The sequence below is a fragment of the Mycetocola sp. Y442 genome (genome assembly GCF_056898615.1).
The window spans coordinates 1,293,926-1,310,588 of the sequence record NZ_JBXHBV010000001.1; the positions used below are offsets into that span (position 1 = coordinate 1,293,926).

A 16,663-nucleotide genomic window follows, 5' to 3' on the forward strand; every position below is an offset into this window, starting at 1 on the left:
ATTTCTATTCCGGGCGCTTACTGGGCGACCTGGTCGAGGGTGAACGTCTTGGGCTGCTGCGCAGCGTGGGGGTGCTCGTTACCGGTGTATACCTTCAGCTTGCGCAGCTGCGCAGCACCGAGGGAGTTCTTGGGGAGCATGCCGCGAACAGCCTTCTCCACCGCGCGGGTCGGGTTCTTCTCGAGCAGCTCGGCGTAGGTGACAGCCTTGATGCCGCCCGGGTAACCCGAGTGGCGGTAAGCCTTCTTCTGCAGGAGCTTCTGGCCGGTAAGAGCGACCTTCTCGGCGTTGATGATGATGACGAAGTCACCGGTGTCCATGTGGTTCACAAAGGTAGCCTTGTGCTTTCCACGGAGGAGAATGGCGACCTGGCTGGCCAGACGGCCAAGCACGATGTCGGTGGCGTCAATGATGAACCAGTCACGCTGGATCTCAGAGACCTTGGGGGAATAAGTGCGCGTCACAGTAATGCTGCTTTCTTGTCGTAAGTTGGTTGGTCGTGAATCCCGCTCCGTTGGGAGTTCTGACGAGAACGCCGCAGGTGGAGGGCTCAACTTCGGGTGCCGCACTGCAGGGAGTATGGACACCAAGGAGCAACCTTACCCGGCCTCATCATCGTCGTCAAACTCGGCAAAGGGGTCGCGGCCGTCGTCGAGGCTCCGTCGCTGGCGCGTCAGCGCGGCACGCTGCCCCAGCAGGGCATCGCTTGGATACCCCACCTCGGCGAGGGTGAGGCCGCGGGCGGGCATCACAGCGAACTCGTTCGACCTCGTCACCTCGCTCCGCAGCCGCTCAGCGTCAGCCACTTCCAGCTTCCCCTCACCCACAGCAACGCAGACACCGACGAGCGCGCGAACCATGCTGTGGCAGAAGGCATCCGCTCGCACATCAGCCACGAGCACTCCCTCAGCATCCCTGATCCAGCCGAAACGCTGAAGCGTGCGGATCGTGGTCCTGCCCTCGCGGGGCCGGCAATACGTCGCAAAGTCATGGAGGCCGACGAGCGATTGGGCTGCCGCGTTCATCCGGTCGACATCGAGCGGCGACGGATGCCATACCGTCTGGGCGCGCTCCAGCGGATTGCGGAAGGAAATGCTGTCGGCGATCCGGTACTCGTAGCGGCGCCAGATCGCGGAGAAGCGTGCATCGAAGCCCGGCGCGGCCGGGCGGGCGTTGGTGATGAGAACGTCGGGGTACTGGCCGAGGACGCCGTTGACCTTGCGGCGCAGTGCGCTTCCCGTCGGATGCAAGCCGTCTTTGGCCGGTCTCCCCCGGCGAACGCGAGCAGCGCGTTCCTCGTCGAGATCGAGGTGTGCCACCTGGCCCGTCGCGTGCACGCCGGTGTCGGTGCGTCCGGCGACCGCGACCAGGATCCTGTCACCGTGCTTGCCCAGGATGGTGGTGATGGCTTCCTCGAGCACGCCCTGCACGGTGCGGAGCCCCGGCTGCTTCGCCCAGCCCGCGAAGTGCGTGCCGTCATAGGCGATGTCGAGCCGGAATCTGGTGCTGGTCGGGGCGGGGTCCACCTCGGAAGTTTATCGGCATCACCGGTGGCATCCGCCCGCGCACATCCGCACGCCATCACCCACGCGCTCGCACCTCCGCGCGAGCGCATCACTTCCGGTCGAGAACATCCCGCGCAACTGATGCGCTCGACCGCAACTGATGTTCTCGCGCAGTTTGCGCGTCCCGGCGCTGAGCCCGCCCGCAGGTGCCTCTCCCCCGGTGTCGGCACGCACCCACGCGGACGGCGACGGATGTCGGCGGGCACGCGGCAACGCGGCATCCGGTCGCCCCGCACACGGCACCCGTGCCGAGTGAGCTCGCCGCCCAGCGAGAGCACCACTTCCGGTCGAGAACATCCCGCGCAACTGATGCGCTCGACCGCAACTGATGTTCTCGCGCAGTTTGCACGTCCCGGGTGCCATACGCACCAGCGCGACGCCGCCAACGACAAAGCCCCCGCCATCCAAACGGATGACGGGGGCTTCGAATGAAACGAGTGCTACTTGGTGTCGTCGGCCTTCTCAGCCTCGACGACCTCAGCTTCGGTTTCAGCAACCTCAGCCTCGGGAGCTGCCTCGGTTGCGGGCTCTTCAGCCTCAACCTCGGGAGCAGTCTCTTCGGCGACAACAGGCGTCTCAGCCTGTGCGGCAGCCGGCTTCGACTTCTTCACCTTGGGGGTGACGGGCTCGAGAACGAGCTCGATCTGGACCATCGAGGCGTTGTCGCCCTTACGGAAGCCGAGCTTCGTGATGCGGGTGTATCCACCCTCGCGCTCTGCAACGAGCGGCGCGATCTCGGTGAAGAGCTCGTGAACGACCGAGGTGTCACCGATCGTGCGCATGACGCGACGACGGGAGTGCAGGTCGCCCCGCTTTGCGAACGTGATGAGGCGCTCGGCGACCGGGCGGAGGCGCTTGGCCTTCGTCTCGGTGGTCTTGATGCTCTTGTGGGTGAACAGGGCAGCGGCCAGGTTGGCGAGCATCAAACGCTCGTGCGCTGGTCCGCCTCCGAGGCGGGGGCCTTTAGTGGGCGTAGGCATGTTGTATCTCCAGTATCAAAAAATGAAAGGGCGTCCGGGGACGAGCCTTAGTTGCTTGTCTCGTCGTCGTAGCCCGAGTAGAAGTGAGCGCCATCGAACCCGGGAACCGAGTCCTTGAGCGAAAGGCCCATTTCCACGAGCTTGTCGCGAACCTCATCGACCGACTTCTGTCCGAAGTTGCGGATGTTCATCAGCTGGGTCTCGCTCAGAGCGACAAGCTCGGAGACCGTGTTGATGCCCTCGCGCTTGAGGCAGTTGTACGAACGAACCGAAAGGTCGAGGTCTTCGATCGGAATCGAGAGCTCGCCGGGCAGAACGGCGTCAACCGGTGCCGGGCCGATCTCGATGCCCTCTGCCGCGTTGTTGAGCTCGCGAGCGAGGCCGAACAGTTCGACGAGGGTCTTGCCCGCTGATGCGATGGCGTCGCGCGGCGTGATGGCCGGCTTCGTCTCGACATCGACGACCAGGCGGTCGAAGTCAGTGCGCTCACCGGCACGAGTTGCCTCGACGCGGTAGGTGACCTTGAGCACTGGCGAGTAGATCGAGTCGATCGGGATCTGGCCGGCTTCGGAGAACTCGTTACGGTTCTGCGTTGCTGACACGTAGCCACGGCCACGCTCGATGGTGAGTTCGAGTTCGAACTTCGCCTTGTCATTGAGGGTCGCGATGACGAGGTCCGGGTTGTGGACCTCGACGCCGGCCGGTGCCGAAATGTCAGCGGCGGTGACCTGCCCAGCACCGGTCTTACGAAGGTAAGCGGTGATCGGCTCGTCGTGCTCGCTCGAAACGACGAGACCCTTGATGTTCAGGATGATCTCGGTCGCGTCTTCCTTGACACCGGGGATGGTGCTGAACTCGTGCAGCACGCCGTCGATGCGGATGCTGGTTACTGCAGCGCCGGGGATGGAAGACAGAAGGGTACGGCGAAGTGAATTGCCGAGGGTGTATCCGAAGCCAGGCTCCAGGGGCTCAATCACGAACCGGCTGCGGAACTCTGAAATGTTCTCTTCGGTGAGCGTTGGGCGCTGTGCAATAAGCACTATGTGTTCCTTTCGGCTAAGTGTCCGCTATATGACACTTGCAATGACGAGGTATGAAGTTGTATCCGAGCCGACGATTGAGCAGCGCCAGAACTGGCGCCGCTCAATCGTCGAGAATCGAAGTGTGCTTAAACGCGGCGGCGCTTCGGCGGGCGGCAACCGTTGTGCGCCTGCGGGGTAACGTCGTTGATCGATCCGACCTCGAGGCCAGCGGCCTGAAGCGAACGGATCGCGGTCTCGCGGCCTGAACCGGGTCCCTTGACGAAGACGTCAACCTTCTTCATGCCGTGTTCCTGTGCCTGGCGGGCAGCAGACTCTGCAGCGAGCTGAGCGGCGAACGGGGTCGACTTACGTGAACCCTTGAAGCCGACTCCACCAGAGGACGCCCAGCTGATGACAGCACCAGTCGGGTCGGTGATCGAGACGATCGTGTTGTTGAAGGTCGACTTGATGTGGGCCTGGCCCACAGCAATGTTCTTCTTCTCTTTTTTACGCGGCTTGCGGGCAGCGGTTTTGGGTGCAGCCATGAATATCTCCTAAATCTTTCGGCAAAGAGCTCGAAGGCCGGGGCCTAGCGAGCCTTCTTCTTGCCGGCAACTGTGCGCTTCGGGCCCTTGCGGGTACGAGCGTTGGTCTTGGTGCGCTGTCCACGAACGGGCAGGCCACGACGGTGACGAATTCCCTCGTAGCTGCCAATCTCAACCTTGCGGCGGATGTCGGCCTGAACTTCACGGCGGAGGTCACCCTCTACCTTGTAGTTGCCTTCGATGTAGTCACGCAGCAGGACCAACTGGTCGTCGCTGAGATCCTTCACACGGATGTCTCCGCTGATGCCGGTGTCGACGAGGGTCTTCAGAGCCCTCGTGCGTCCAACACCGTAAATGTACGTCAGTGCGATTTCCACGCGCTTATCGCGGGGAATGTCTACGCCGGCGAGACGTGCCATGGTGGCTTCTCCTAGGAGTTAGTGGAGGTGTGGAGCAGTTCCTGTGCCCGGGCCTCCGACCCGAGGTGTCCCTCGAACGAGTTCTGGAACTGCCGATATTGTGCAGCTTGCGCTGCGATTGGTGTACTGCTGTTCTTCGTCAGACGAAGAATTTAGCCCTGGCGCTGCTTGTGGCGCGGGTTCTCGCAGATGACCATGACGCGTCCATTGCGACGGATGACCTTGCACTTTTCGCAGATCTTCTTAACGCTGGGCTTGACCTTCATGAGTTTCTCTCTCTCGCTGTCGTCGTACCGCTCCCTCAGGTCCGAACACAGATGTGCCGAACCAGCCTGAGCGGCCGTTACTTACAGTGCGTGTTACTTGTAGCGGTAAACGATCCGGCCGCGGGTCAGATCGTAGGGGCTGAGCTCCACGATCACGCGGTCCTCGGGGAGGATGCGGATGTAGTGCTGACGCATCTTGCCGCTAATCGTGGCAAGAACGCGGTGACCGTTGGTCAGCTCAACACGAAACATCGCGTTGGGCAAAGCTTCAACGATCGAGCCTTCGATCTCAATGACACCGTCTTTTTTGGCCATAGCCTCACTGTCGCTAAAAATAGTTGCACTGGTCGTGCGGTGGATTTTGATGCTGCTGAGTCCTTGTGGATGACACGCCAGAAACGTGCGCAAAGCACCAACAGACAATCTTATGGTATTTATTGCCTTTTCGCCAACTGGCGACGCTGCTACTTCTGGTGCTCCCGCACGACCGTGACGAGGCCGGCATAGAGCGGATGCTCCGGCGCAAGTCCCGAGACACGCTCGACGAATTCTTCGGCGCTGAGCTCAGAGAGCAGGCCCTGCATTTCGGTGCTTTGCTCGTCGTCTTCCACCCGGAACTCAAGTGCTTTCCCGATGGCGTCGAGCAGCGCGGTGTGGCCCAAGCCACGCTCGGCCAGTTCCGCTGCCGGGCTGATGAATCGCTCGTTGCGGCCGAGCTTGCGCAGCGGCTGCCTGCCGACGCGCTGCACGGTGTCCGGCAGGTGCGGGTTGGCGAAGCGGGTGAGGATCTTCTCCCGGTACTCGCGCTGGACCTCAGCGTCGATCCCGTGCTTGACCACGAGAAGCGCGCTGGTTTCCTCGAGGACGCGGCGGACGGCATCCGCAACGTCACTATTCGCCAGCACGTCGGAGATCTTGTCGATGCCGGCGGCGAAACCGTAGTACGCCGCCGTGGCGTGGCCGGTGTTGACGGTGAACAGCTTGCGCTCGATGTACGGTCCGAGAGCGTCGACGAACGTCGCACCGGGGATCTCGGGCAGCGCATCGCCGAACGGTCCAGACTCGATGACCCACTCGTAGAAGGCCTCGACCGTGACGTCGATGCCCGCTGCCGGGTCCTGGCCTGGCACGATCCGGTCGACAGCGGTGTTCGCAAAGACCGCACGCGGCGAGAGCGCCTCCCACTGCTCGGGAGCGACGCTCGACTGGATCTCGGTCCTGAGCAGATCTGTCGCGTTGATGGCGTTCTCGCAGGCCATCACGGCGAGCGGAGGAAGACCCGAGTCCCGAAGGGCAAGGGCACGCGCGATCACCGGAGCGACGAACTTCAGGATGTTCGGTCCGACCGCCGTCGTGACGACATCGGCCGTCTGAATCTCGGCGATGAGCTCGTTTTCGTTCGTGGCACTGTTGACGGCACGGTAGCCGGTGACGGTGCGATCAGAGCCACCGTCACCGACCTCGTGCACCTCGTAGCTCGGCGCCGCGTTCAACGCGTCGATGAGCTCTGCGTTCACGTCGGCGAAGACAACTTCATAGCCGGCGTCGTGGAGCAACAGGCCGACGAATCCTCGTCCGATGTTGCCCGCGCCGAAGTGAACAGCTTTCATTCTGCGTTGACCTCCTCGAGCAGCGCGAACAGTTCGTTCGCGTCTGCGGCGTTGATGAGCTTGGAAACCTCGTCCTCGTCCGAGAACACAATGGCGATCTTCGAGAGGATCTCGAGGTGCTCATTGTTGAGCCCGGCGATGCCGACGGCGAAACGCACCTCATCCCCATCCCAGTCGATCGGGTTCGTGTACCGGACGAGCGACAGCGCCGAACGCACGATGGCATCCTTGGCGTCGTTCGTTCCGTGGGGAATCGCGAGGAAGTTACCCATGTAGGTCGAGACGGATGCCTCGCGCTCCAGCATCGCGTCGACGTACTCCGGCTTCACCGCGCCGGCGGCGACCAGGAGCGCGCCGGCCTCGCGGATCGCTTCTTCCTTCGTCGTAGCCGATCCCTCGGCGACGATGTTTCCCGGTGTCAGGATGGATTCGGTCATTCGGCGGCTCCCTGGCTGTTGTTGCGCTTGACGAGTTCGACGACCTCATCGTATTTCGGGCTGTTCATGAAGTTGTCGACCGAGATGTGCTGTGAGTTCGGCGACTTCTCCCGTGCCCGGTCCGTGAGGTCCTGGTGGGTGATGACGAGATCGGCGTCACCCTTGAGGTTCGCGATCGACTGGTTGGTCACGGTGACGTCGGTAACGCCGGCCTTCTTGATCTTGTTGCGGAGAACGGATGCTCCCATGGCGCTTGAGCCCATACCGGCGTCGCACGCGAAGACGATGTTCTTCACGAGCGTCGTGGTTCCGGTTCCTGTTGCCGAACCGGTCTCTGTGGTTCCCTCGGTGACGAGGCCGCCGAGGACCGAGCTCTGCTTGCCCTTGTTGGCCTGGGTTGCAGCAACGGCCGCTCCCATGTCCCCGGCGTTGCCGGACGCGAGGTCGCGCTTGCGCGATGCCCGCAGGATGACGGCTGCCACGACGAACGACACAGCTGCCGCGATCAGGACCGAGAGGATGACACCGATGAAGCTATTGCGTTCGGTCACGGCGAGAATTGCGAAGATGCTGCCGGGAGACGCGACACTGACGAGACCGGATCCGAAGATCGCGTTGGTCGCGACACCACTGGCTCCACCCGCGATGACGGCGAGGAGAAGAATCGGCTTCGAGAGAACGTACGGGAAGTAGATCTCGTGGATTCCACCGAAGAACTGGATGATGATCGCACCGGGTGCGGTCGCCTTCGCAGCGCCGAGGCCGAAGATGCTGAACGCCAGGAGCAGTCCGAGTCCTGGACCAGGGTTTGCCTCGAGCAGGAAGAGGATGCTCTTTCCGGTTTCCTCAGACTGCTGAAGTGCCAGCGGGGTGAGGACGCCGTGGTTGATGGCGTTGTTGAGGAACAGAACCTTTGCTGGCTCGATGAGGATGCTCGCGAGCGGCAGGAGTCCGGCTTCGATCAGCCAGTTGACAGCTGTACCCAGCGCGGTTGTGATCGCCTGGATGATCGGGGCGAGCCCGAAGTAGGCGATGATCGCGAGGATCGCGCCGAGGATGCCGGCCGAGAAGTTGTTCACCAGCATCTCGAAGCCGGCCTTGATCTTGCCTTCCCAGAGGCTGTCGACCTTCTTCATGATCCACGCGGCGAGCGGGCCGGCGATCATGGCGCCGAGGAACATCGGCGAACCGCTGAAGACCGGGTCTCCCATGGTCGCCGTGATGATTCCCATGGTCGCGATCGTCGCGACGACGCCACCGCGCTGGTCGTAGATCATCCGGCCGCCGGTGTTGGCGATCAGAAGTGGAAGCAGGAAGTAGAGGATGGGAGCAACGAGGGTTGCGAGCTGCGCGTTCGGCGTCCAACCGGTGTCAATGAAGAGTGCGGTGATCAGCCCCCACGCGATGAACGCGGGGATGTTCGGCATGACCATGCCGGACAGGAAGGTGCCGAATCGCTGAACGCGAACCCGTGCACCCCCTGCCTTCTTGGTCTGTGTCGACGACGTCGTCGTTGTCATGATTGTTCCTCTTTCAGGGTGAGTGCAGCGGCGGCAACCGCTGCACGGGCTTCGGCCGCGCCTTCGGCGGCCAGGGCGATCTCGGCGAGTTTTCGGGCCTCGTCGATGGTGTATTTCAGGAGGGACGCTCGTACGTCGACGAGCGCCGGGGTGGACATGGACAGGGTGGTCGCGCCGAGCCCGACGAGCACGACGGCGAGGAGCGGGTCAGCCGCAGCCTCACCGCAGATTCCGACCGGCTTGCCGGTCGAGGCGCCGGCAGCGCCGACCTCCCCGACGAGACGGAGCACAGCGGGGTGCCACGGGTCCTGGAGCGCTGCGACCGAGCCGAGCATGCGGTCGGCGGCGAGCGTGTACTGGGTCAGGTCGTTGGTGCCGATCGACGCGAAGTCACTTGCTGCGAGGACCTGGGGTGCGAGGAGCGCGAGCGACGGCACTTCCACCATCACACCGGCGGTTTTGATGCCGTACTCACGGGCGATGGCGACGAAGTACTTCGTCTCTTCGACCGTCGACACCATGGGCGCCATGACCCACAGGTCGGCCTCGGTTGCCTTGTCGGCTTCGGCGAGAGCGGTGAGCTGCTCGCGAAGGATGTCCTCGCTGGCCCGAAGGGCGCGCAGCCCCCGCAGGCCGAGTGCCGGGTTCTCCTCGTGCACATCGTTGAGGAAGGGCAACGGCTTGTCAGCTCCGGCGTCAAGCACGCGGACGACGACCTTCTTGCCGGGGAATGCCTGCAGCAGTCGCGTGTAGTGCTCACGCTGCTGGGCGACTGTCGGCGCGGAACCGCCGGCGTCGAGGAAGAGGAACTCGGTGCGGAACAGTCCGACACCCTCCGCTCCCGCGTCCGCTGCGCCCTGCGCGCCCTCGGACGAACCGAGGTTGGCGAGCAGAGGGACCAGGGTCCCGTCCTTGAGCGCACCGGGGGTCACCGGGGCGACCGCTGCAGCCTGGCGCTCGGCGATACGTCGTTCGGCCGAGGCAACCTCGTCTTCGCTCGGCGAGGCCGTTACAGTGCCTGCCGCAGCGTCGACGATGACCGTCGTCCCGTCGGCCAGCGCCGAGACATCCGCCGTGCCGACGACCGCGACGATTGACTTCTCGCGGGCGAGAATTGCCGTGTGTGATGTCGGTCCGCCATCGCTCGTAATGAGGCCGAGGACCTTGTCGAGGTCGAGAAGCGCGGTGTCAGCCGGCGCGAGGTCGCGCGCAACGAGCACGAACGGGTGGTCGGGGTTCGGTACGCCAGGAGCGGGCACACCGGAGAGGTCGGCGATCACGCGCTGGGAGACATCGTCAAGGTCTGCGGCGCGCTCCCCCAGGTAACCGCCCATGGCGGCGAGCTGGTCGCGGAAGCTGGCGAACGCCTCGAACACGGCGCGCTCGGCGGTGATCCCCCGCGCCAGGCTCTCATCGATGATGTCGGAGAGTGTCGGGTCCTCTGCCATCATCGCCTGTGCTTCGAGCACGTCGCGGGCGGTGCCACCGGCGGACTTTCCCCGTTCCTCCAGGTCGCGCGCGACAACGCTGAGCGATGCCCTCGCGCGTCCGGCTTCGTCCTCAACGGACTTCGTGCTCGGCGTGTCCTGCGGCTCAGGCAATGGCTCAGACATACGGGCGACGACACCGACGACCACACCCTGTCCGATCCCGGTGCCCTGCAGGGTTGTGTGTGTTCCTGTCACAGTCATGACTGCTCTCCTCGGCTCGTTGATCGTTTATTCGTCATGGTCGGTCACAAGTAGCTCCACGAGTTGATCGAGCACAGCATCGGCGTTGGTGCCGTCTGCGGTGAGCGTGACGTAGTCACCGAAGTCGACACCGAGCGAGATCACACCGAGGATGCTCGAAGCGTTGACCGGTTTGCCGCTCCCCTTGGCGATGGTGACATTTGCCCCAGACGCCGCCGCCGCCTGTGTGAACAGTTTCGCGGGACGGGCGTGGAGACCGTGAGATGAACCGATTCGAACGGTGCGTTCAGCCATGAAGTGTTTCCTCCGTCGCTTGCCTGTGTGTTCCCTCGCGTGTGGACCGTGCTCCGGCAGCTGAAAGAGCAAGGTCGAGGGCTTCGTCGCCAGCCGGCGACGAGAAGACTGAAGCGGGCATGACCGCAACGGCCACACCTCGTGAGTGAGCGGTCGAGCGGATGCTGTCAACGTACGGGGTCAGGTGGGGTCCGAGGAGGACGACATCAGCGCCCGCGCTCTGAGCGTCGAGGGCGTTGAGGGGGCACGCTGTCGCTGACACGTCGATCTTTCTCGCCATGGCCGCTTTCCTCACGCGCTGGGCGACAAAGGTACTGGACGCTCCCGCGCCGCACACTACGAGGATCTTCATTGATCCGCCTCCGTCGACCTGTTGCTATGGAAATCTGCGCCGAAAAATGGCCAGCTTGTCAAGCATTACGAGTTCCGAAGGTGATTGCCACCATGTTCTCTTCCGCAGGGTAGGAAACCCCGAGCGGCTTTCGGGCGTGAAATCGACGAACGAGGCCCACTCGAGGGTAACGTTGACTGGAGTCGGGACCGGCCATCGCGGACTCGGGTTCGACAGGAGTTGCACGTGACACGCGAGAAACAAGACCGCATCGCCTGGTATCTCGCGCGCGCCGACACCTGGGTCACCGCCGCCGAACTGGCAGACGCGCTCGGCGTGACCACGCGCAGCGTGCGGAATTACGTGACCGCGCTCAAGGACCGGGCTGCCGGGCTCGACCTCATCACGGGAGGGCCGCAGGGCTACCGGATTTCCCTCGACGCCTGGGCGGCGTTCAGGCAGGGTGCGCTCGAGTCGCAGACTGAGACGCCCCGTGCCCGGCTGTACTCCATCGTGCGGCGTCTCGTCGACAGCCCTGACGGACTCGATGTCTTTGAACTCGCATCAGCGCTGTTCGTGTCGGAGTCCACCATCGAAGCCGACCTGTCGCGCGTCCGTCTGCTGCTCTCCGAAGCGGAGCTGACGCTCGTCCGGTCCGGAAGCACGGTGATGCTCCGTGGCAGCGAACTGGCGAGGCGCCGGTTACTCAGCCGCATGTTCCGCGACGAGACCGAACGCGGGCTGATTGAACTCGAGGCGATCCAGCGTGAATTCTCGGCACACAATCTCAGCGAGTTCAAGACCGACCTGCTCGCCATGCTCACCGACCTCGGTTATCTCCTCAACGACTACGGCATCGACAATGTTCTCCTGCACATCGCGATCGCCGTCGACAGGGTGTCGAAGGACCAGCGGGTCCAGGAGGGGGCACCTCAGCCCGCCGAGGCATCCACCGAACTGACCGAGAGACTTGGCGCCCTCATCGAGGCATCCCTCGGCACCAGGCTCGGCGCTACCGATGTCGAGTACCTCGCGTATCTCCTCGCGACGAGGGGCGTCCAGGCCACAGACGCGGTCGACGGCACCGACGCGCACCCCGGATACCTGGATTCGTCCGACCTCGAGACCGTGCGCTCGATCGTGCTCTCCGCCGGAAACGAGTATCTCGTCGACCTCAGCGATGAGGATTTCATCACCAGGCTGACCCTGCACGTCCAGAACCTGCTTCGCCGTGCGCAGGAGCACTCCTACTCCCGCAACCCGCTCGCTCGGAGCATCAAGACCTCGTACCCGATGATCTACGAACTGGCGGTGTTCATCGCGAGCCGGCTCCAGCGCCAGGGATCCATCGAAATCAACGACGACGAGATCGCCTACATCGCCATGCACGTTGGCGCCCACCTTCAGCAGCAGGTCAGGCGGGACGAGTTGATGCGCTGCGTCATCGTCTGCCCGAACTACTACGACATGCACCTCATGCTTCGCGATCGGGTCATGATCCTCCTCGGCGACACGCTCGAGGTGGTCAAGGTCATCACCCGGAGTGACGTCGCGTGGAACGAACTCGACGCAGACATCGTGCTCACGACCATCGAGCCCCCTGTGCCGTCCGACTCGATCCTCACCGTTCAGCCGTTCTTCACCGATGCCGATGCCGACCGGGTGCGCCAGGCGATCGCGAGGCTCAAGCGGGTCCGCCGCAGGGCGCTGATCAAGGACGACGTGCTGCGGTACTTCGACGGCGCACTCTTTCTCCGCAACGTCCAGGCCAGTGACGAAGAGTCCATGATCCGCACCCTCGGCGGGCTCATGCGCGACCGCGGCATCATCGACGACAGCTACATCGAAGGCGCCATCGAGCGAGAACGGATGTCATCGACCGCCTTCACCGATTCGCTGGCCGTTCCGCACGCCATGGCGATGACGGCAACCACGACGTCGATAGCTATTGCCGTGAACGAGTCCAGCATGCCGTGGGGCGACAGCCGGGTGAACGTCGTCGCGCTCATCGCGTTCAGCGAGGCAGGACGCGCGAGCTTCCAGACGGTGTTCGATCAGTTCGTCGAGGTCTTCTCCGACCGGGAGGACGTCCAGCGCATCATCCGCAAATCCACGGACTTCGCCGCGTTCATCGACGAACTCGTCCGCACCATGGATTCCTAGCCTCAGGCAAGCAACGCTGAGTTCAGCCGTCTGGTCAACTCGCGATCGGTGGGGATCGGCGTGCCGTCCACCTCGGTGACCGGCACAGCGAGGCGGACGCTCGACACCAGCCAGACAGCATCCGACCGAAGCAATTCGGCTACGTCGACTGTTCGGTACACGCACTCGAAGCCCTGACCCGTGAGGTGATCGAAAAGCTCGGCCTGCGTGGTCCCCGCCAGGATGCCGAATTGGATCGTCGGGGTGACTATGGTGTTTCCCTGCCGGACGAGCAACGTCGACGTCGGTCCTTCCAGCGCGAAGCCGTCTGTTGACGTGAACACGACATCGTCTGCACCACGACGCTGTGCTTCGCGAATGGCAGCCATGTTGATGGCGTACGACAGGGTCTTGGCCCCCACCAGCAGCCACGGGCTGGTCTCGCCAACGTCGTTGGCGTAGCCGCGGCTGAGGGTGACAATCCTGACCCCGTTCTCGCGCTCGGGAAAGTCACGGGTGATGGCGGTCGCTGTGGCCCAGCACGTCGGACCGGCCGACTCCGTCCCGCGGGTGATGGTGAGTCGGATGGACGCCTGTCCCCCGGCGGGGAGCGCGTCCAGCAGCTCGGCGATGGCCCGGCGCCACTGGTCGTGGTTCGGCTCGGGCAAGTCGAGCTTCTGAGCGGATGCCGTCAGCCTGGCGAGGTGGGCGTCGATACCGCGCCCGCGACCGTCGTGCGCTCCGAGCGTCTCGAACACCCCGTCGCCGCGCGCAGCGGCGGCGTCGAATGCGGTGAGAATCGGCTCGTCTTCCGCCGCAAACGTCAGCGAGGCGCTGAGTTCAGCGGCCGTGGCAACCCGGTCCTCCGGGAGCGGATCGATCAGCAGCACGAGTCGAGTCATGCCATCGACACTAGCCGCAGAACCGGTCTCAGGCGATGGGAGTTGGAGTCACGCCGAACGGAGCGAGGCCGGCCGCTCCCCCGTCCTCCGCGGTCAGCACCCAGATTCCGTCCTTGTGGACCGCGACGCTGTGCTCCCAGTGGGCAGCGGCGAGGCCATCATCGGTGGCGACGGTCCAGTCGTCATCGCGCGTGTGGGTGTCAATGCTCCCGAGTACGACCATCGGCTCGATGGCAACCACCAGTCCCGGTTTCACCTCTGGGCCCTTCTGACGAACCCGGTAGTTGAAGACGGGGGGCGCTTCGTGCATCGAGCGTCCGATTCCGTGCCCGACATAGTCGGTGAGGATGCCGTAGCTTCCGTGCTTCTCGACGTACTCCTGGACCGCTTCACCCACCTCGTTGAGGTGACGCGCGCGGGCAAGCCGCGCGATGCCGGCCCAGAGCGAACCTTCGGTGACGTCGGAGAGCTTCTGACGCTCTGCGACGAGCTCAGGACGCGACGGGTCCGGCAGGACGACGGTGATCGCCGCGTCACCATTCCAGCCGCCCAGGATGGCACCGCTGTCCACCGAGAGGATGTCTCCCGGCTCCAGGCGACGCCCGCCCGGGATTCCGTGCACTACTTCCTCGTTGACCGAGGCACAGATCGTGTGGTTGTAGCCCGGCTCGAGCTTGAAGTTCGGCTGACCGCCAAGGGCGATGATCGCGGCTTCCGCAGCCGCGTCGACCTCGAGTGTGGTTCGACCGACAGCGATCGCCTGCCGCGCTGCGGCGAGCGATGCGGCGGTCGCGAGTCCCGGCTCCACCATGAGGCGAAGCTGGGCAGGGGTTTTGTAGATGGACTTGCGCAGCATGGTGTGTCTGGGATTTCTGGTTGGTGCTCGGGCGAGCAGGGTCAGACGGTAACCGCGATGCCACGCGCAGCGAGGGCATCCCGGACGCGCCTGGCGACCTCGTCGACAGGTCCGAGGCCGTCGACATCGATCACGAGGCCGCGGTCCGCGTATGCGGCGATCACGGGCTCGGTCTGGTCGTGGTAGACATCCTGGCGGTGCCGGATGACGTCTTCGGTGTCATCGGCGCGTCCCTGCTCTGTCGCCCGCTTGAGCAGCCGGGCGACGACCTCGTCCGGGTCGGCGACCAGGCGCACGACGGCGTCGAGCTCTGAACCGGTTTCGGCGAGGATCGAGTCGAGCTCGTGAACCTGGTCGACGGTACGTGGGTAGCCGTCGAGCAGGAATCCCTCGTTCGCGTCGTCCTGGTGAAGCCGATCACGGACGATCTCGTTGGTGAGCGAGTCTGGCACGTACGAACCGCTCGACACGATCTCCTGGATTTTCATCCCGAGCTCGGTCCCGTCCTTGATGTTCGCGCGGAAGATATCGCCGGTCGAGATCGCCGGGATCCCGAACGTCTCGGCGATGATGGCGGCCTGGGTTCCTTTTCCTGCGCCGGGAGGACCGACGATCAAGAGGCGGGTCATCGGAGAAGTCCTTCGTAGTGACGCTGTTGCAGCTGTGAATCGATTTGTTTGACGGTTTCGAGCCCGACACCGACGATGATGAGGATCGACGCGCCACCGAACGGGAAGTTGGCGTTTGCGCCAACCAGCGCGAGGGCGACCAGCGGGATGAGTGCCACGAGGCCGAGGTACACCGACCCTGGCAGCGTCACGCGGGTGAGCACGTAGTCGAGGTACTCGGCGGTGGGACGTCCCGCGCGGATACCGGGGATGAAGCCGCCGTACTTCTTCATGTTGTCTGCCACTTCCTCCGGGTTGAAGGTAATAGCGACGTAGAAATAGGTGAAGCCGACGATGAGCAGGAAGTACAGGGCCATGTACAGCGGGTGGTCGCCCTGCACGAGGTAGTTCGTCACCCAGGTGACCCACGCGGCCGGCTCTTCGCCAGCGGCCGGCGTGTTGAACTGGGCGATCAGTGCGGGCAGGTACAGGAGCGACGATGCAAAGATCACCGGCACGACACCGGCCATGTTGACCTTGATCGGGATGTAGGTGTTGTTGCCACCGTAGGTGCGGCGTCCCACCATCCGCTTCGCGTACTGAACAGGGATGCGTCTCTGCGACTGTTCAACGAACACGACGAGCATCATGATCACGATTCCGACGGCGAGGACGAGCAGGAACGTCTCGAATCCCTTCGCAGCCCAGATCGACCCGAGCGAGCTGGGGAAGGTTGCAGCGATGGAGGTGAAGATCAGCAGCGACATTCCGTTGCCGATCCCGCGCTCGGTGATCATTTCACCGAACCACATGATGAGCCCCGTACCAGCCGTCATGGTGATGACCATGAGAAGAACGGCGTACCAGGTGTCGTTGGTCAGCAGCTGGCTGCACTCGGCGCTCGCGTTCGTGCCGAACAGCGCGCCTGACCTCGCAACAGTGATGAGCGTCGTCGACTGCAGGATGCCGAGGAAGATGGTGAGGTACCTGGTGTACTGGGTCAGCTTGCCCTGGCCGGACTGGCCCTCTTTGTGGAGCGTCTCGAAGTGCGGGATCACAACGCGCAGCAACTGCACGATGATCGACGCCGTAATGTACGGCATGATCCCGAGCGCGAAGATCGAGAGCTGGAGCAGGGCTCCACCGGAGAAGAGATTGACGAGTTCGTAGAGGCCGGAGGTCCCCTGGTTCTGCGCCAGGCAGGCCTGGACGTTGCCGAAGTCGACGAACGGTGCTGGAACGAATGAACCAAGGCGATACAGGGCGATGATGCCCAGTGTGAACCCGATCTTCCGTCGAAGGTCTGGAGTGCGGAAGATCCGCGCAACGGCGCTAAACAAAAAAGGCCTCCTGGTTTTCGAGCCGAAGAATTCGGCTCTTAGTGCCGGTTGATGGCCCCGTATCGAACAGGCCCGGCAATCGAATCTACTCGATTACCGGGCCTGTCGAACAATCGGTGACCTGCTCATTAGTGT

19 protein-coding genes are annotated in these 16,663 nt (G+C 63.6%); 1 reads left to right on the plus strand and 18 read right to left on the minus strand.

The window, feature by feature from the left end; genetic code table 11:
- Positions 1 to 17: 17 nt before the first annotated feature.
- The 14 genes from rplM to AC1X6S_RS06205 form a co-directional block, all read right to left on the minus strand.
- Complete coding sequence (gene rplM, locus AC1X6S_RS06140; protein WP_108962888.1) at positions 18 to 464, minus strand: 50S ribosomal protein L13; 447 nt, start codon at positions 462 to 464, stop codon at positions 18 to 20.
- A 135-nt stretch (positions 465 to 599) separates the two neighbouring features.
- Positions 600 to 1,526 carry a tRNA pseudouridine(38-40) synthase TruA gene (truA, locus tag AC1X6S_RS06145; protein WP_483404869.1) on the minus strand — a complete coding sequence of 309 codons (927 nt, stop codon included), beginning with the start codon at positions 1,524 to 1,526 and terminating at the stop codon, positions 600 to 602.
- Between the two features lie 479 nt (positions 1,527 to 2,005).
- Positions 2,006 to 2,545, minus strand: a complete 540-nt coding sequence (rplQ, locus tag AC1X6S_RS06150) for a 50S ribosomal protein L17 (RefSeq protein ID WP_483404870.1) — start codon at positions 2,543 to 2,545, stop codon at positions 2,006 to 2,008.
- A 47-nt stretch (positions 2,546 to 2,592) separates the two neighbouring features.
- Entirely contained in the window at positions 2,593 to 3,585 is a 993-nt protein-coding gene (locus tag AC1X6S_RS06155; RefSeq protein WP_108391747.1) for a DNA-directed RNA polymerase subunit alpha, read from the minus strand.
- 128 nt (positions 3,586 to 3,713) lie between these two features.
- Positions 3,714 to 4,112 carry a 30S ribosomal protein S11 gene (gene rpsK, locus AC1X6S_RS06160; RefSeq protein WP_108391748.1) on the minus strand — a complete coding sequence of 133 codons (399 nt, stop codon included), beginning with the start codon at positions 4,110 to 4,112 and terminating at the stop codon, positions 3,714 to 3,716.
- 44 nt (positions 4,113 to 4,156) lie between these two features.
- Positions 4,157 to 4,531, minus strand: a complete 375-nt coding sequence (rpsM, locus tag AC1X6S_RS06165; protein WP_108391749.1) for a 30S ribosomal protein S13 — start codon at positions 4,529 to 4,531, stop codon at positions 4,157 to 4,159.
- A gap of 152 nt (positions 4,532 to 4,683) precedes the next feature.
- On the minus strand, positions 4,684 to 4,797 hold the full coding sequence (gene rpmJ, locus AC1X6S_RS06170) for a 50S ribosomal protein L36 (RefSeq protein WP_108391750.1): 114 nt from the start codon (positions 4,795 to 4,797) through the stop codon (positions 4,684 to 4,686).
- A 93-nt stretch (positions 4,798 to 4,890) separates the two neighbouring features.
- The gene (infA, locus tag AC1X6S_RS06175) at positions 4,891 to 5,112 is read right to left on the minus strand and encodes a translation initiation factor IF-1 (RefSeq protein ID WP_108391751.1); all 222 of its coding nucleotides are present in this window, start codon (positions 5,110 to 5,112) and stop codon (positions 4,891 to 4,893) included.
- A gap of 149 nt (positions 5,113 to 5,261) precedes the next feature.
- A complete protein-coding gene (locus AC1X6S_RS06180; protein ID WP_483404871.1) occupies positions 5,262 to 6,407 on the minus strand; it encodes a mannitol-1-phosphate 5-dehydrogenase in 1,146 nt (381 codons plus the stop codon).
- Positions 6,404 to 6,844 (minus strand): PTS mannitol transporter subunit IIA, encoded by a 441-nt coding sequence (locus AC1X6S_RS06185; protein WP_483404872.1) that lies wholly within the window; start codon positions 6,842 to 6,844, stop codon positions 6,404 to 6,406. Before AC1X6S_RS06185 ends, AC1X6S_RS06180 begins: the two co-directional genes overlap by 4 nt.
- Positions 6,841 to 8,364 carry a PTS mannitol transporter subunit IIBC gene (locus AC1X6S_RS06190; RefSeq protein ID WP_483404873.1) on the minus strand — a complete coding sequence of 508 codons (1,524 nt, stop codon included), beginning with the start codon at positions 8,362 to 8,364 and terminating at the stop codon, positions 6,841 to 6,843. Before AC1X6S_RS06190 ends, AC1X6S_RS06185 begins: the two co-directional genes overlap by 4 nt.
- Positions 8,361 to 10,055: a phosphoenolpyruvate--protein phosphotransferase gene (gene ptsP, locus AC1X6S_RS06195; protein WP_483404874.1), complete on the minus strand. Its 1,695-nt coding sequence runs from the start codon at positions 10,053 to 10,055 to the stop codon at positions 8,361 to 8,363. The genes AC1X6S_RS06190 and ptsP overlap by 4 nt, the downstream gene beginning before the upstream one ends.
- 27 nt (positions 10,056 to 10,082) lie before the next feature.
- Entirely contained in the window at positions 10,083 to 10,349 is a 267-nt protein-coding gene (locus AC1X6S_RS06200; RefSeq protein WP_108391756.1) for an HPr family phosphocarrier protein, read from the minus strand.
- Positions 10,342 to 10,701, minus strand: coding sequence for a PTS sugar transporter (locus AC1X6S_RS06205; RefSeq protein ID WP_483404875.1), 360 nt, complete (start codon positions 10,699 to 10,701; stop codon positions 10,342 to 10,344). Before AC1X6S_RS06205 ends, AC1X6S_RS06200 begins: the two co-directional genes overlap by 8 nt.
- A 225-nt stretch (positions 10,702 to 10,926) precedes the next feature.
- Here AC1X6S_RS06205 and AC1X6S_RS06210 point away from each other — a divergent pair, with 225 nt between their 5' ends.
- A complete protein-coding gene (locus AC1X6S_RS06210) occupies positions 10,927 to 12,843 on the plus strand; it encodes a BglG family transcription antiterminator (protein WP_483404876.1) in 1,917 nt (638 codons plus the stop codon).
- A gap of 2 nt (positions 12,844 to 12,845) precedes the next feature.
- On the opposite strand, the gene AC1X6S_RS06215 is transcribed toward AC1X6S_RS06210, so the two are convergent.
- Genes AC1X6S_RS06215 through secY form a run of 4 tightly spaced genes read right to left on the minus strand, consistent with a single transcriptional unit; the run spans position 12,846 to position 16,528 of the window.
- Positions 12,846 to 13,724: an aminodeoxychorismate lyase gene (locus tag AC1X6S_RS06215; protein ID WP_483404877.1), complete on the minus strand. Its 879-nt coding sequence runs from the start codon at positions 13,722 to 13,724 to the stop codon at positions 12,846 to 12,848.
- Positions 13,725 to 13,752: 28 nt separating this feature from the next.
- Entirely contained in the window at positions 13,753 to 14,580 is an 828-nt protein-coding gene (gene map / locus AC1X6S_RS06220; RefSeq protein WP_483404878.1) for a type I methionyl aminopeptidase, read from the minus strand.
- Between the two features lie 41 nt (positions 14,581 to 14,621).
- Entirely contained in the window at positions 14,622 to 15,209 is a 588-nt protein-coding gene (locus AC1X6S_RS06225; protein ID WP_483404879.1) for an adenylate kinase, read from the minus strand.
- Positions 15,206 to 16,528: a preprotein translocase subunit SecY gene (gene secY / locus AC1X6S_RS06230; protein WP_483404880.1), complete on the minus strand. Its 1,323-nt coding sequence runs from the start codon at positions 16,526 to 16,528 to the stop codon at positions 15,206 to 15,208. The genes AC1X6S_RS06225 and secY overlap by 4 nt, the downstream gene beginning before the upstream one ends.
- Between the last annotated feature and the right edge of the window lie 135 nt (positions 16,529 to 16,663).

Coding starts and splice junctions, on each gene's coding strand:
- AC1X6S_RS06180 (WP_483404871.1), bottom strand. CDS start 6,407: ATGAAAGCTGTTCACTTCGGCGCGGGCAACATCGGACGAGGATTCGTC.
- AC1X6S_RS06185 (WP_483404872.1), bottom strand. CDS start 6,844: ATGACCGAATCCATCCTGACACCGGGAAACATCGTCGCCGAGGGATCG.
- infA (WP_108391751.1), bottom strand. CDS start 5,112: ATGGCCAAAAAAGACGGTGTCATTGAGATCGAAGGCTCGATCGTTGAA.
- rplQ (WP_483404870.1), bottom strand. CDS start 2,545: ATGCCTACGCCCACTAAAGGCCCCCGCCTCGGAGGCGGACCAGCGCAC.
- ptsP (WP_483404874.1), bottom strand. CDS start 10,055: ATGACTGTGACAGGAACACACACAACCCTGCAGGGCACCGGGATCGGA.
- rpmJ (WP_108391750.1), bottom strand. CDS start 4,797: ATGAAGGTCAAGCCCAGCGTTAAGAAGATCTGCGAAAAGTGCAAGGTC.
- AC1X6S_RS06215 (WP_483404877.1), bottom strand. CDS start 13,724: ATGACTCGACTCGTGCTGCTGATCGATCCGCTCCCGGAGGACCGGGTT.
- rpsK (WP_108391748.1), bottom strand. CDS start 4,112: ATGGCTGCACCCAAAACCGCTGCCCGCAAGCCGCGTAAAAAAGAGAAG.
- rpsM (WP_108391749.1), bottom strand. CDS start 4,531: ATGGCACGTCTCGCCGGCGTAGACATTCCCCGCGATAAGCGCGTGGAA.
- AC1X6S_RS06190 (WP_483404873.1), bottom strand. CDS start 8,364: ATGACAACGACGACGTCGTCGACACAGACCAAGAAGGCAGGGGGTGCA.
- map (WP_483404878.1), bottom strand. CDS start 14,580: ATGCTGCGCAAGTCCATCTACAAAACCCCTGCCCAGCTTCGCCTCATG.
- AC1X6S_RS06225 (WP_483404879.1), bottom strand. CDS start 15,209: ATGACCCGCCTCTTGATCGTCGGTCCTCCCGGCGCAGGAAAAGGAACC.
- AC1X6S_RS06205 (WP_483404875.1), bottom strand. CDS start 10,701: ATGAAGATCCTCGTAGTGTGCGGCGCGGGAGCGTCCAGTACCTTTGTC.
- AC1X6S_RS06200 (WP_108391756.1), bottom strand. CDS start 10,349: ATGGCTGAACGCACCGTTCGAATCGGTTCATCTCACGGTCTCCACGCC.